Source organism: Bacteroidia bacterium (assembly GCA_033391075.1).
Classification (GTDB): domain Bacteria; phylum Bacteroidota; class Bacteroidia; order J057; family J057; genus JAWPMV01.
Window position 1 is genome coordinate 2,206,346 of sequence record JAWPMV010000001.1, and the last position, 15,815, is coordinate 2,222,160.

A 15,815-nucleotide genomic window follows, 5' to 3' on the forward strand; every position below is an offset into this window, starting at 1 on the left:
AATTATGATGTTAAATTATTTCAAATTAGCCTGGAGGAATATTAAATCAGATACCTTCTTTTCTGGACTTAATATTCTTGGTCTGGGTCTGGGCCTTGCCATTAGCCTATTGATTGTTCAATACCTTCGAGGAGAATGGTACGTAGACAAACATCACGAATCCTATGAGGATATCTACAGAGTCAATACAACTTTTGACTTTGGGGAAAGCAAAGACACCTATGCTACAGGTCCAAGTCCTTTAGCTAATAAGCTTCTGACTGATTATCCGGAAGTAAGTCAGGCCTGTCGCTTATTTCCCCCTCCCGGCATCAATAAATACCTGCTGAAAAAAGGAGAATTAACCTTCTTTGAAGAAAAAGGGATTTATGCTGATAGCAGTTTTTTCCAAATCTTCAACTATCCCTTTCTTGAGGGAAATCCAACTACTGCCCTTGCTAAACCCAATGACATAGTTATTTCCAAAGGCCTGGCAGAAAAACTTTTCAGAAAAGAAACTGCTTTAGGCAAAACAGTAGTAATCAATACCACTTTTGGAGATATGAACTGCCTGATAAGTGGAGTGATCGATACAAAAAAATATCGCTCGCACATTGATTTCAAACTCTTCATTAACATGGAAAGCGGAGTAATTGGCAATCGATTTGCAAACCTGGATGAGTGGGCGGGGAACAATATGTATTTCACCTATTTGAAGTTCCTCCCAACTACAGATCCCGCTAACTTTGAAGAGAAATTTCCTGCTCTGGTTGAGGCAACGGCTGGTGAAAGGTTACGAACACTGGGATTTAGCAAAGCGCACTCTTTGCTGGCACTTAAAGATATCTATTTAAGCTCAGAGGTAAAGGCAAATATAGGACCCCGAGGCAATAAAAGCTTCTTCTATATTTTCGCTGCTATTGGCTTTTTTATCCTGCTCATTGCCTGCATCAATTTTATGAATTTGGCTACGGCTAAAAGCAGTCTTCGTGCAACTGAAGTCGCTGTAAAAAAAGCCATCGGTGCTACCCGACTGGAATTAGCTTTGCAATTTTTTACGGAGACAATTCTTTACGTTTCTCTCTCTCTGGTAGTGGCTGCACTTTTCATTTATTTCGGGCAAAACTACCTAGCTAGCAATCTGGGAATAGTGTTCTCTTTCGATTCCTGGTTTGATGGGCAAATCCTTGGATGGACCTTCCTGATTTTGGCGCTTTGTACCTGTCTTGCAGGCAGCTATCCTGCTTTAATGTTGTCTTCATTTAGTCCTGCCAGCATTTTCCATGGAAAACTGGGAAATAATTTTTCAGCGGCTCAGTTAAGACGGGTCCTGGTAGTCGTCCAGTTTGTGATTTCAATTATGCTTATTCAGGGGATACTGGTCATAAAACAACAAATGCAGTATATCCAGAATGAAGACCTGGGCTATAGCAAAAGTGAGAAAATTGTATTGCCACTTAGTACGAGTATTGCATCTCAAAAGGCTTATACATTGAAACAAGAGTTGGAAAAAATTCCGGCTATTGGCGAAGCTGGACTGAGTAGTACACATCCGGGACTCAGAAGCATTGAAGATATGTTGGTCTATGGGGAAGAGAAATCAAGAGAAGAAAATATACACGTAGGCCTTAATTGGGCAGATCGGCATTTTATGTCTACGATGGGATTTGAAATGCTGAAAGGGAGGAATTTTAGAGAAAAAGATTCTCTCGCTACTATTATCACAGAGGGAGCTTTAGGAGCACTTGGATACAATCTTGAGAATGCCTTGAATAAAAAGATTCGATGGAATTGGAATGGAACAGAAAATAGCCGAGAGATTGTAGGGATAATTAAAGATTTTCATTCGGAATCATTGAAAAATCCGGTACAGCCTCAAGTTTTTTTGCCAACAAGTCCAGGTTCTCAGGCATACCTGATTGCAAGTATCAGGACCGAAAATATTCAACAAAGTATCTCTCAGGTTCAGGATGCATGGGGATTGGTAAATGAAGCAGATCCCTTTGAATTCTATTTCCTAAATGAGCGAGTTCAACATGCCTATGAATCAGAAGTTCATATGTCATCGCTGATTACGGTATTCACTGTTCTTGCGATCTTGATTTCCTGTTTGGGTTTGCTGGGCTTATCGGCCTTTGCAGCAGACAGGAGGAAAAAGGAAATAGGGGTAAGGAAAGTTTTGGGAGCAAGCGTAGCTTCTATTGTTCAATTGCTTTCCAGAGAATTCCTGGTACTGATCTGTATTGCGGTATGCATCGCTAGCCCGATTGCCTGGTATTTCTCTGCTGAATGGCTGGGCACCTTTACCTATAGAATTGAAATGCCCTGGCAGGTATATGTATGGGCAGGCCTTATTGCTCTGTTGATTTGCCTTGCAACTGTTAGCATCCAATCCATCAGAGCGGCACAAGCCAATCCTGTTCACAGCTTAAAAACTGAATAAGTTAGTCATGATTCAAAATTATTTTAAAATAGCCTGGAGGAACCTGAATAAAAACAAGAGTTTCACCCTCATCAACTTATTGGGTCTTTCAACCGCTTTTGCGATTACCTTATTGATCATTCAATATGTCAGGTATGAGCTATCCTACGAAAGTGTGCATGAAAATGCAGATAGAATCGTTCGACTGACCATGGACTATCTTGATGGCGAATCCGTTACGACTCAGGACTGTGAAACCAATCCTCCGACCGGACCATTGGCTAAAGCGGAGCTTGCACAGGTAGTTGATTATACACGGGCATATCCAATTGGCGAGCCAACGCTGAATGTGAAAATTGCTGAACAGCAATATGTCCTGGAAAAGGTCTTTGCGGTTGATCCTGCCTTTTTTAGCATGTTTTCCTATCCCTTCATTCATGGATCGGACCATCAGATATTTGAACAGGCGGGAGAGGCGGTTATTTCTGAAACTGCTGCCCTGAGATTATTCAACAAAACAGATGTTGTTGGCGAAGTGATAGAGGTGCCCGGACATAAAAAGTTATTCAACATAGTCGGGGTTGCGGAAAATAGTCCATCCAATACGCATCTCAAGTTTGAAATGGTTTTTTCCTATCCAAGTATGCTCACTGAGCCGGCGATAAATGGAGAAGTGCGAGACAATTGGGATGGGAATAATACATTGACTTATCTCCTGCTGGCATCCAATACCGATTATGAGGATTTTACCAAATCATTGGCTGCGCTCAGTGATAAACTGATAGCAGAGAAAAAGCTGCAGAAAGAACGTATCATCGGTCAGAAGATCTCTGATATTCACCTTTATTCTCATAAGACTTTTGAAACGGAACCTAATGGAGATGCCAATAGCGTTTTCTTTTTACTTGGAGTTGCCTTTCTGGTCATTATCAGTGCTTTTGTAAACTATGTCAATCTTGCTACTTCAAAAGCCCTGGATCGCGCAAAAGAAGTAGGGCTTAGGAAGGTGGTAGGAGCCACAAAAGGGCAATTGAAAATTCAGTTTCTAATTGAAGCTCTGCTCCTCAATCTCTTTGCTGGCCTATTGGCGGTATTCTTTATTTTTCTTTTGTATAAAAAGTTCCTGGAAGTTGCTTCTCTCCCTGAGGATTATGCCCTCATGAACGATAGCTGGTTCTGGATGTCTTTGGGATCACTGGTTTTATTGAGTGTTTTATTATCAGGTGCCTATCCAGCTTTTGCACTTTCCTCTTTCCGACCAGCATCCGTTTTGAAAGGAAGTTTTGCTCATTCTTCGCAAGGGGCCTTCCTACGGAAATCACTGGTAGTATTCCAGTTTGCTATTACCGTCATTTTATTGGTGCAGGCATTTACCGTAAATCAGCAGATGAACTTTATGCGCAACATCGACCTCGGAGTTGACATACAGCAGACCCTGGTCGTACGTGCTCCAGCTGAAGGGGAATTGCAGAAAAATTATTCCGTTTTCAAAGAGCAATTGCTAAATCGTAGCAAAGTAGATGCAGTTGCCCTTTCAGAAACGGTACCTGGCGAACCTACCAGTCAGTTTAGCACTTCAACGGGTATCAACCTGGCCGAAAAGATAGAAGAGCACGATTACAATTTTTATATCAATGCGATAGATGCGGACTACATTCCTTTGATGGGAATGGAAATAGTGGCCGGCCAGAACTTTCGGCCAACTACCCAATCTGATAAATTTGAACTCATCGTTAATGAAGAAGCCATCAGACTTTGGGGAATTACAGATGCCAAGGAGGCGATTGGGAAAATAATCAAAATGTATGGTCGGAGATGGACCCTAATAGGAGTTATCAAGGATTATCATCAGGAAACTGCAAAATCTGCCCAAATTCCAATCATTCACCGATTCAATAACAACAGATTCAATCAATATGCCAGTGTACAGTTTAGCTCGGGAAATCCAAGAGAACAAATCGCAGATATAGAAGCGGTCTACAAAGCAAATTTTCCCGGATCACCCTTTACCTATTTCTTTCAGGATGCGAAGTATGAAGAGTTGTATAAAGCAGATGATCGATTTCAGAAGGTTTTTGGAGTCTTAACAGCTTTTGCCATCCTGATTGCCTGTATAGGATTGTTTGGACTGGCTTCCTTTACCATAGTAAAAAGGACCAAAGAAATCGGTATCAGAAAAGTTATAGGCGCAAGCACTTCTAATGTTTTGCTCTTGCTCTCCAAAGACTTTATTAAAACCGTTTTACTCTCAATGGCTATTGGTATTCCCATTACCTATTTCATCATAAAAAGCTGGTTGGAGAACTTCGCCAATCGCATTGAAATTGATGCCTGGTTGTTCCTCCTGCCTGCCATCATGATCCTGGGATTGGTATTCCTTTCTATAAGTGTAAAGACGCTTAAAACAGCTTTGGCTAATCCTGTACTTTCCTTAAGAGATGAATAAGTGCTAATATCATGATTAGAAATTATTTCAAAATCGCCTGGAGAAACCTTGTTCGCCACAAGACTTATTCTCTTATCAATATCGGGGGATTATCCCTGGGAATGGCCGTATTCCTCTTGATCAGTCTGTGGGTGTGGGATGAACTTTCGTACAATACTTCTTTCGAAAATTATTCCTCCATTGCCCAGCTATATCAAAACCGGACCTTCAATGGAGAAACAGATACTTACCGCATTGTTCCTCAGCCGATCAGCAAAGAGTTATCAGAAAACTATCCTGACTTTGTAGGTGCTGTTCTTGCAGTAGAGAATGAAAATATCATAGCTCATGGGGATAAGATCATCAAGGGAGATGGAATGTCTGTCGAGTTTGGCTTCCCGGCAATGTTTAGCATGAATTTTTTGAAAGGTGATCAACAAAGCCTGAGAGAGATAAATTCTGTTTTGCTTTCACAAAGCTTTGCAGAGGCTTTATTTGGAGACATAGAGCCTATGGGTAAACTCCTGAGAATAGATAATGAAGCAGATTTACTGGTAAGTGGTATCTATGAGGATTTTCCTGCGAATAGTGAATTTGATGATATTTCTTTCCTCAATACCTTTGAGTTTTACCGGAGTATAGATGCACTTGCAAGGGAAAGTGAGCATAGTTGGGGGAGCAATGATTTTCTCTGTTTTGTTCAAAAAGAGGAGGGAGTTGAATGGGGAGAAGTACAAGCAAAATTTAAGGGTCTTTTATTTGATAAGGTAGACGAAAGTGAGCATAGCTCTAATCCTGAATTGATCATTCAGCCCATGGAAAACTGGCATTTGCATGACAGTTTTAGCAATGGGAAGAATACAGGAGGAGCTATTGATTTGGTATGGTTATTTGCCTGGATTGGCATCATTGTCCTCCTGCTTGCTTCTATCAATTTCATGAACCTCAGTACAGCTCGGAGTGAGACAAGGGCAAGAGAAGTTGGAGTCAGAAAGGCGATAGGATCTCTTAAAGCTCAATTGGTTTCTCAATTCCTGTCGGAGTCCTTTCTGACGGTGGCATTAGCGGCTTGTTTTGCGATGGGGATTGTACTACTTACTTTGCCCTGGTTCAATGATTTGACAGATAAAAGCCTGTCTATACCATTCGAAAACCCGATATTCTGGAGCCTTAGTCTTAGCTTTATTGTGGCTACCAGTATGCTGGCAGGTCTTTATCCGGCATTCTTCTTATCAGCCATAAGTCCGGTAAATGCACTCAAAGGAAATTACCGGCCCCGAAAAATCAGTGCCTTGCCCCGAAAAAGTCTGGTCCTCCTACAATTTACAGCTTCCATCATTTTGAGTATCGGAACCCTGATCGTCTATGATCATATCCAATACATCAAAGATCGACCTATAGGCTATGATTCGGATGGACTTCTGGCCATTTATAAAAACACCCCTGATCTGCAGGCACTCGATTATGAAGTCTTGCGAAGCGATTTGATGGATACTGGTGCGGTGGATAATATGGCTGAGTCTTCTAATTCGATCACCTCTGGAGGAGCTTTACAATCAGGCTTTAGTTGGGATGGAATGGATGCTGAAACCAATCTCTTGATCAATGTTACCGATATCACCCATGATTATGGAGAAACTGTAGGCTTCGATTTTATCGAGGGCCGCAATTTCTCTCGGGAATTTGGCCTGGATCAGGAGGGCGTCATTCTGAATAAAACGGCTGCAGATATGATAGGGAAAGATAAATTGTTAGGAGAAATCATACGAAGAGATTATGGAGCTACATTCAAGGTGCTGGGAGTAATTAAAGATATCATCAATGAGTCTCCCTTTGAAGCTCCTTTGCCCAGTATGTATTTCCTCAATTATGGCAACCGAAATGTGATAAATATTCGAATCAAATCAGAACTTCCGGCTTCACAGGCTCTGGCAAGTATAGCGGAAGTCATGAAGCAACACAATCCTGCGGCGCCTTTTGATTTCAGATTTGTTGACAAGGATTTTGCCCGGAAGTATGCCTACGAAGAGATGATTGGTCAATTGGCATTCATTTTTGCCATGCTGGCCATTGTGATATCTGTACTCGGGCTCTTTGGGCTTTCTTCCTTTATGGTCCTACAAAGAAGTCGGGAGATAGGCATACGCCGAATCCTGGGAGCTTCTGTATTCAACTTGTGGACCCTCTTAACCAAAGATTATTCTCTGCTGGTCTTATTGGCTTTGGCAATTGCCAGCCCTTTAGCCTGGCAGATTATGGATGCCTGGATACAGAACTACAATTTCCATCAGGAAATCAGCATCTGGGTATTTGTGATGGCCGGAATTGGGGCAATCAGTCTTTCGCTCATCACCGTAAGCTATCAATCTATACGGGCGGCCATGCAGAAGCCGGTCAATAACCTGAAAACAGAATAAGCCTTTTGATAAATCATTGATTTTAAAAATAAATTATGATTCAAAATTATTTCAAAATCGCCTGGAGAAACCTACTCCGTTACAAAGGTCATGCATTTATAAACATTGGAGGCTTATCCCTGGGATTTGCCTGTAGTATACTGATATATCTTTTTGTTCAGCATAATCTGCAGTACGATAACTTTCACCTCAATTCTGATCGGATATACCGGGTGGTTACAGAGGAACATAGAGACGATATAGACTTCGAAGCCAGTGTGCCTCCCGGATTTGCCCATGCATTTCGTACGGAGTATGATTATGCCGAAAAGGTAGCCAAACAGGCCCTTTGGGACAATGAATTGATCAGTTTCTCAGACAAGAAAAAGTTGAAGGAAGATGTGGCCTTCGTAGAAACGGAGTTTTTTGAAATTCTCAACTTTCCCCTTACGCATGGAGGAGTTGCGGATCTTTCTGAACCCAACACGGCCGTGATTACGGAAAATATGGCCAAAAAATTCTATGGGGATTATGACCCGGTAGGCAAGACCTTTCAACTAGGCGGGAAAACCCTTTTTCTAGTAGTGGGAGTGCTAAAAGATATTCCTAAAACGAGTCTCATAAATACGGAGATATTTTTAGCCTATTCCAGCATAAAGGATTACTCCCAATTTCTGGCAAATGAAAACGGTTGGGGAGGAATCAGTTCCAATCTGGAGGTATTTACTTTGCTTCGCCCCAATCAATCCGTTCCAGCTATCGAAAAGGAGATTCAGAGCTTTGTAAAAAAATACCGACCCCGTTCCAAGAATGTCCACCACTACAAATTGCAGGCGCTGGCTGATATACACTTTGACCCCCGGTATTCAGGGGGAATCAGTCCCAATATGCTATGGATATTTGGTTTGATCGGATTCTTCCTGCTGCTGATGGCGAGCATCAACTTCATCAATATCTCTACAGCCCAATCGGTAAACCGCTCCCGTGAAGTAGGAATACGTAAGGTGCTAGGAGGACTTCGGGTCCATTTGTTCTGGCAGTTTATGATCGAAACCTTCCTGATTTGCATGGCTTCTCTTTTAATCGGGATAAGTCTCAGCGTATTGGCCTTGCCTTATTTCAATGAACTCTTTGAGCTGGAGTTGAGTATCTCGGCCATTGGGAATCTTCAGTTTTTCGGATTTGCTTTCGCTTTACTAGTAGGAATCTCGCTTTTAGCAGGGACTTACCCCGGATTTCTCTTGGCTAGAATAGCTCCTGTACTTGCCTTGAAATCCAAATTGAACCCCAAAGATGCCGGTGGATTCAGTACGCGCAAAGTGCTGGTGTCTGTTCAGTTCATCATTTCGATTATCCTGATCATTGGTACCCTGGTTATCAATAAGCAGATGAAGTATGCCATCAATTCGGATCTGGGTTTCGAAAGAAACGGGATCTTACGGGTAGCCTTGCCGGACACAGTGAATGAAATTCGCTTAAAAAGCTTAAAAGATCGCCTGGAAAACTACACCCCAATCGAGCAAGTAAGTGCATGTTTTGGCTCTCCGGGAGCTTCAGATAATAGATGGGGAACCAGCCTTGTTTACAATAATAATCCTGAGACCGAGGAATTTCAGATCCAGGTGAAAATCGGAGATGTGGATTACCTCGATATTTTCGGATTGAAATTGGTGGCGGGAAGAAACTTCTTCACCAGAGACAGTATAGACGAGTTTGTGGTAAACGAAAAACTGGCAGAGAAACTAGGGCTAAATTCAGTCGAGGAGCTTCTGGGGAAAAGCCTGGAAGTCTCAGGAGGATTTATCAAAGGGAATATTGTAGGGGTTGTCGAGAACTTTCATGACCAGGATTTTCATGAAGATATCAGTCCGGTCTTTATCACTTCCAGGCATGATAGCTATTCCGAATTGGCCATTAAAATGAATCTGAAAAATACCCAGGCGGCGATCGAACACATTGAGAATGAATGGTCCGAGGCATTCCCAGATCATTTATTCGAATATGAGTTTCTAAGCGAACGGGTAGAAAATCTCTACGAAAGCGAACAGCAGATTCTTTCCCTAAGTACGGTTTTTTCCAGCCTTGCCATCTTGATTGGATGCCTGGGGATTTATGGCATGATCCTTTTTTATGTAGGCCAAAGGACCAAAGAAATTGGCATTCGCAAAGTGCTGGGAAGCAGCACCTTCAATATCCTGGTATTGCTGACTGAAGACTTTTTCAAACTGCTTGCCTGGGCTGCCCTGATTGCCAGCCCCATTGCCTGGTACTTCATGCATCTTTGGCTCCAGAATTACAATTTTCAAACAGATCTTAGCTGGTGGGTCTTTGCCTTGGCCATCGGCATGATCATGACCATTACGATTCTTACCATTTCTTTCCAGGCAATTAAAGCAGCAAGAGCTAAGCCTGTGCAAAGTTTACGTACCGAATAAACAAACACTATGTTGTTAGAAATAAGAAATGTCTCAAAATGGGTGAAATCAGGAGGAATGCGAACCTTTCTTCTTGAGGACATAAACCTAAATGTAGAAGAAGGAGAATTTATCTCCATCATGGGACCCTCCGGTTCAGGTAAAACTACCCTCCTGAATGTGATCGGGATGCTGGATGAGTTTGATTATGGAGAGTATAGTTTCCTCAATCAACCCGTCCATAAACTGAAATCCAAAGCTCGTGCGAGGCTTTATAAGGAATACATTGGCTTTGTCTTTCAGGCCTATCATTTGATCGATGAGTTGACGGTGTATGAAAATATAGAGGCGCCATTATTATATAAGAAATTGAGCTCTTCCGAGCGAAAAGCAAAAGTAGCCGAAACCCTCGATCGATTCAATATCGTTGCTAAGTCCAAGCTCTTTCCAGAGCAACTTAGTGGAGGCCAACAGCAATTGGTCGGGATCGCTCGTGCCCTCATTTCGTCTCCAAGGCTGATTCTTGCAGACGAACCCACCGGTAACCTAAATTCGACTCAGGGAGACGAAATCATGGAACTATTCAAAAAACTCAATGAAGATGGAGTAACCATCATTCAGGTAACCCATTCTGAGAAGAATGCTGAATATGGCTCCCGAATTGTGAGTCTTTTGGACGGAAAAAACCTTAGCAATTGATCTTTCAATAGAAACTTATGTATAGCAAATTTTTAAGCATACTCGCTATTTGTCTGATTCTTTCGGTGAAAGGATATTCGCAAACGAATACCAGGGAAAGCTATGACCTGACTTCATGTGTTGCGATAGCTTTAGAGAACAATCTCGATCTGAAAAGATCCGGGATTCAGGCTGAATCAGCAAATCTGGCCTTGCGTCAGTCAAAAAATAACCTCCTGCCCAATCTCAACGCAAATTACAATTTAGGGATAAACAATGGTAGGAGTATCAACCCTTCAACCAATGACTTTATCAATGAGCGACTCACATTTTCTAATGTCGGATTGGGAGGAGAAGCAACCCTCTTTAATGCCTTTCGCCTGAAAAACAGCATCAAACAGAACCAGTACAATTTGGGAGCTGCAGAGATGGAAATGGAGGAGGTTAGGCAAAACCTGATTCTGAATGTGACCTTGAGTTATATCCAAATTCTAACTGCGAGAGATCAATTGAGATTGGCTGAAGCTCGTTTGGAGACTACAGCTGGTCAAGTGGACAGATTGCGTGCTAATTTTAAGGAAGGAGAAGGGAATCCTGCTGATTTTACCGATATGCAGGGACAATTTAGCATGGATGAAATGGCCGTGCTTTCCGCTAAAAATAACCTGAATGAGGCCATACTCAATCTTTTTGTCTCTATGGGAATAGAGGCTTCTCCGGAAGCCGATTTCGCAGATATAAGCGGAAATTTAGAGGAAGAAAAATATCTCCTGTCTGCCAATGCGGTCTACCAGGATGCCCTGACGAATTTGCCGGCTTTTAAAGCTCGTCAATTGAGAATTGAAGAAGCAAATAGTGCCATTAAAGTGGCTCGGGCAGATTTCTTTCCGGAGGTCTCTCTCTTTGGACAAATTGGGAGTAACTTTTCCAGCGTAAGTAGGGCTTTTTTTGATGCGGGAACAGAGGTAAAAGAAACCGGGGATTTTGTAAATGTAAACAACCAATCGATTCCTGTTTTTACCAATGAGACCAATTTTCGTCAGGAAAAAATCGCCTACCTCGATCAACTCAATAATAATCGAAACTCAGTTGTGGGAGTCGCGCTAAGTATTCCACTTTTTAATAGATTTCAAGCTAAAAACCGCATCTCTCAACGCAAACTGGAATTGAGGCAATCGACCATTGATCTTCAGAATAGTAAGCTGCAGTTTAAGCAAGCAGTTGAGGATGCGCATTTTAAAATGGAAAATGCTTTCTCTCGCTATCAAATCCTGAAACGACAATTGGAGGCCTATGAAAGTTCTTTCCGTATCAATGAGATACGTTTTAACAATGGAGTATCCAATATCGTCCAGTACCTGACTAGTAAAAATAACCTCGATACTGCCCGTCTGAATCTCTCCAATGCAAAATTTGAATACATACTGCGAGTGAGAATCCTGGAATACTATCGCGGCCTTTAATACCAGATAAACAAAGGAGAATTATCTGCATCTATATATTCTATTTTCTGGAAAAGCAGTAGATTTAAGGTTCATTTAGGAACTCTATGAAAAAACTACTGCTGATAGCACTATCAATCTCCTTTATTCCGCTTTCTGCCCAAATGCCCAAAATCCTTGACCTCAAGGAAAGGGGAGAAGTACGCGATGAATGGCTTCAAGGGCGAATAGAAACTGTTTTGCCTGGGATAATGAGAAGGGAAGGCATCGATATGTGGGTGCTGCTTTCGCGTGAATACAATGAGGATCCCGTTCTCAAAACCATGCTTCCCTCCAATTGGTTGTCGGCCCGAAGAACAACCATGCTCATCATTTATGACAATGGGGAGAAGCTGGAAACTTTGGCTTGTGCACGCTATGATGTGGGCGAGGTCTTCAAAAAAGCCTGGGATAAAGAAAGTCAGCCGGATCAATGGGCCAGACTTAGCGAAATTATCGAAGAACGTAATCCCAATAAGGTCGCGATCAATAAAAGTGAACACTTTGCTTTAGCAGATGGGATTTCAGCTTTCCACTATGAAAAATTTATGGAAAGTCTCTCTGAGAAATATAAAAAGCGGGTTGTATCTGGTGAAAAGCTGGCCATAGGTTGGTTAGAAACTCGTTCACACGCAGAAATGATCGTCTATAAGCAAATCGTGGCTATTGCCCATGAAATTATCGCTGAGGGCTTTTCTGAGCAGGTGATTCAACCAGGCGTTACAACTACCCAGGATGTAGTTTGGTGGTACAGAGATCGAATCAGATCATTGGGCCTGGTTACCTGGTTTCATCCTTCTGTAGATGTACAAAGAGCTGATCCGGAAAATTTCGATCATTTGCGGACTTTCTCCAGAAGACCCGATAAGCAAATCATTCTGCCCGGTGATCTCATCCATGTGGATTTTGGGATTACCTATTTAGGATTAAATACCGATACGCAGCAAAATGCCTATGTGCTGAAAGCTGGAGAAACCGAAGCTCCTGCTTATTTGGTAAAAGCCCATAAAAAGGCCCTCCGTCTGATGGATATTCTGACCGACAACTTCGATACCGGAAAAACCGGAAATGAACTTTTGTTAGCATCCAGAAATCAGGCCATTTCGGAAGGAATAAAGCCCAGCATTTATACACATCCAATTGGCTACCATGGTCATGCTGCCGGGCCCACCATTGGACTTTGGGATCAGCAAGGAGGAGTAGCTTTCAGAGGTGATTATCCTGTATATCCCAATACCTGCTATTCAATCGAGTTGAATGCTGGAATTTTTCTGGAAGAATGGAAGAAAGAGATTCGTATGATGATGGAAGAAGATGCTTGTTATGATGGCGAATCTGTCGGCTATATCAATGGACGCCAAACCGAACTTTTCCTCATTCCCCGCCCTCGAAAACATCTGGGCAAGTAAGGGGTTGATACAGGAGAAATTAGCTAAATATGAAACTGGATACCTTTCAAAAAAACGTCATTGATAAAAGCCAGGAAGAAGCTGTTCTGGTATTGTACTGGGGGACCTGGTGCGGAACCTGCCATGTGGTAAGACAGATGCTGGAAGAGATGGAGACCAAAGCGGAGATCGATTGTCAGTATGTGTCTGTAGATGTAGGCCAATCCCCGGAAATCATAGAAAGTACAGGGGTTAATCGAGTGCCTCGCATCCATTTATACCACAAAGGACAGGTATTGGCAGACTCTGCAGGAACGGGATCTCCTTTTTTCATGAAAAAGTGGCTCAAAGCCCATATACCTGATCCTCGCCAGGAGGAATTGATGGAAATCCAGAAGGATAAGAGGGATTTTCCCAATGCGGAGAAAGAAGTCGGAATAGAAACTCTCCTGAAGCAGCACCCGGATTTTGATGATGCAAAAATTGCCCTTGCCTGGCATCAGGTTTTGTTTCAGCCGGAAAAAAGCCTGGACCTGATCAAGCATGTGGTATTGGGACATAAGCATTGGATAGAAGCGGATGACATTCGCGCCCTGGCAAAGCTATCGAGTATTTCAGAGGAGGAAGAAGGAGAATTGGAGAAAGAATTGATACAATGCAAAGGTGCCTTACAATTGAAACAGCAGGAAGCTGCGGTCAATCATTTGGTAGCTGCTTTTAAGTTGAAGCTTAAACATAGAAATGATTTATTGAGGGAATTGGCAATTGCATTTATTCATGTTTTTGGCAAGGATCATCCCTGGATCAAAGCGCATGAAAAGCCTTTTTCCATTATGGCGAGGCTGTAAGTTATGAGAAACTGCCGGTCGAGTTGTCATTGCGAGCCTGTAATACAGGCGAAACAATCTCCTTGACTCAAAAAGGCATTAGGATTCAAGAGGATTGCTTTGCTCAAAATTTGAGCTCGCAATGAGAAGTACTTGTAGATCTAAATACTACTAATCCAAACGCTCAAGTCAAAAAATATATAATCTAAGAGAAACCAAACATTTTAAACTATTACTCTATGAACCGTCTATACGCGCTTTTATGTGTGCTATTATTCTCGATCTCAGCCCTGTTCGGACAAGAACGAATGTTGGAGGCCGAATCTACGGTTGTTACCAAGCACAAAACTGTAATCAAAGGAACAGCAATCAATTACACGGCTACGACAGGTACCCAGCCCGTCTGGAATGATGAAGGAAAAGCTGTGGCTTCTTTGTTCTTTACCTATTATACCCGTGATGGTATTTCTGACCGCTCAAAAAGACCCCTCGTAATATCTTTCAATGGAGGACCGGGATCGGCTTCTGTTTGGATGCATATTGCCTATACAGGGCCTATGATTCTCAAGATTGATGATGAGGGATATCCTGTTCAGCCATATGGGGTAAAGCAAAATCCCCATTCGATTCTGGATGTAGCAGATATCGTATATGTCAATCCTGTCAATACCGGTTATTCACGGATTCTGGATAAGGAAACCAAAAAGACGACCTTTTTTGGAGTAAATGCGGATATCAAATATCTGGCGGATTGGATCAATACCTTTGTTACCAGAAATGAGCGCTGGACTTCTCCCAAGTATTTGATTGGCGAAAGTTATGGTACCACCAGAGTATCAGGTCTGGCCCTTGAACTTCAAAACAGACAATGGATGTACCTGAATGGAGTTATCCTGGTTTCTCCTACTCGTCTGGGGATCGAAAGAGATGGGCCTGTAATCGCAGCCAATCGTCTGCCTTATTTTGCAGCTACTGCCTGGTACCACAATATGCTACCAGCTGATTTGCAGTCAAAAGACCTGAATGAAGTGTTGAATGAGGCCGAAGGCTATGCCATTGACAAGCTCATACCTGCAATAGCAAAAGGAGGTTTTGTAGGAGATGAAGACAGAAACTATGTAGCTAAGCAGTTTGCCCGATACTCAGGCCTTTCAGAGAAAGTCATTCTCCAACATAATCTGGACGTACCTACCAGCTTTTTCTGGAAAGAACTGCTGAGAGATAAAGGATTTACAGTTGGTCGTCTGGATTCACGTTATAAAGGCATCGACAGAAAAGGGGCAGGGGACAGGCCGGATTACAATTCTGAGCTGACCAGTTGGTTGCATTCCTTTACCCCAGCTATCAACTATTACCTTAGAGAAAAACTCAATTACAAGACCGACATCAAATACAATATGTTCGGACCGGTAAGACCCTGGGACAGAGGCGGGGATCAAACAGGTGAAAACTTGCGTCAGGCTATGGCTCAGAACCCTTACTTAAAAGTGATGATTCAATCGGGTTATTATGATGGAGCGACTTCTTATTTTGATGCAAAATATACCATGTGGCAATTGGACCCAAGTGGCAGGATGAAAGAACGCCTTAGATTTGAGGGATATAGAAGTGGGCATATGATGTATCTGAGAGCAGAGGATTTGGCTTCTTCTAATGATCACATCCGTGATTTTATTTTGAAGAGCCTACCGGGAGAAGGAGTACCAGCGAAGTACTAAGTAAAAACAAAATAGAAATGCTAACGGCATATTTCCCCAGATGGGAGATATGCCGATTTCTTTTATCAAAGACTTTGCGCTTTTGGT

Annotated in this window: 9 protein-coding genes; all 9 read left to right on the top strand. The window is 42.3% G+C overall.

The features are described 5' to 3' along the window. Positions 1-4 precede the first annotated feature (4 nt). The 9 genes from R8P61_09030 to R8P61_09070 all read left to right on the top strand — a co-directional run bounded on the left by R8P61_09030 (position 5) and on the right by R8P61_09070 (position 15,728). Entirely contained in the window at positions 5-2,422 is a 2,418-nt protein-coding gene (locus R8P61_09030; protein MDW3647194.1) for an FtsX-like permease family protein, read from the top strand. 7 nt (positions 2,423-2,429) lie between these two features. Further along, positions 2,430-4,847, top strand: coding sequence for an ABC transporter permease (locus R8P61_09035; GenBank protein ID MDW3647195.1), 2,418 nt, complete (start codon positions 2,430-2,432; stop codon positions 4,845-4,847). Between the two features lie 11 nt (positions 4,848-4,858). Then, positions 4,859-7,243, top strand: coding sequence for an FtsX-like permease family protein (locus R8P61_09040; GenBank protein ID MDW3647196.1), 2,385 nt, complete (start codon positions 4,859-4,861; stop codon positions 7,241-7,243). A 35-nt stretch (positions 7,244-7,278) separates the two neighbouring features. Beyond that, positions 7,279-9,657, top strand: a complete 2,379-nt coding sequence (locus tag R8P61_09045) for an ABC transporter permease (protein ID MDW3647197.1) — start codon at positions 7,279-7,281, stop codon at positions 9,655-9,657. Positions 9,658-9,666: 9 nt separating this feature from the next. After that, a complete protein-coding gene (locus tag R8P61_09050; GenBank protein ID MDW3647198.1) occupies positions 9,667-10,335 on the top strand; it encodes an ABC transporter ATP-binding protein in 669 nt (222 codons plus the stop codon). Between the two features lie 17 nt (positions 10,336-10,352). Next, complete coding sequence (locus R8P61_09055; GenBank protein MDW3647199.1) at positions 10,353-11,777, top strand: TolC family protein; 1,425 nt, start codon at positions 10,353-10,355, stop codon at positions 11,775-11,777. Positions 11,778-11,863: 86 nt separating this feature from the next. Beyond that, positions 11,864-13,204 carry a M24 family metallopeptidase gene (locus R8P61_09060; GenBank protein MDW3647200.1) on the top strand — a complete coding sequence of 447 codons (1,341 nt, stop codon included), beginning with the start codon at positions 11,864-11,866 and terminating at the stop codon, positions 13,202-13,204. A gap of 29 nt (positions 13,205-13,233) precedes the next feature. After that, positions 13,234-14,031, top strand: a complete 798-nt coding sequence (locus R8P61_09065) for a thioredoxin domain-containing protein (protein MDW3647201.1) — start codon at positions 13,234-13,236, stop codon at positions 14,029-14,031. Between the two features lie 218 nt (positions 14,032-14,249). Next, positions 14,250-15,728, top strand: coding sequence for a carboxypeptidase (locus R8P61_09070; GenBank protein ID MDW3647202.1), 1,479 nt, complete (start codon positions 14,250-14,252; stop codon positions 15,726-15,728). Positions 15,729-15,815 lie beyond the last annotated feature (87 nt).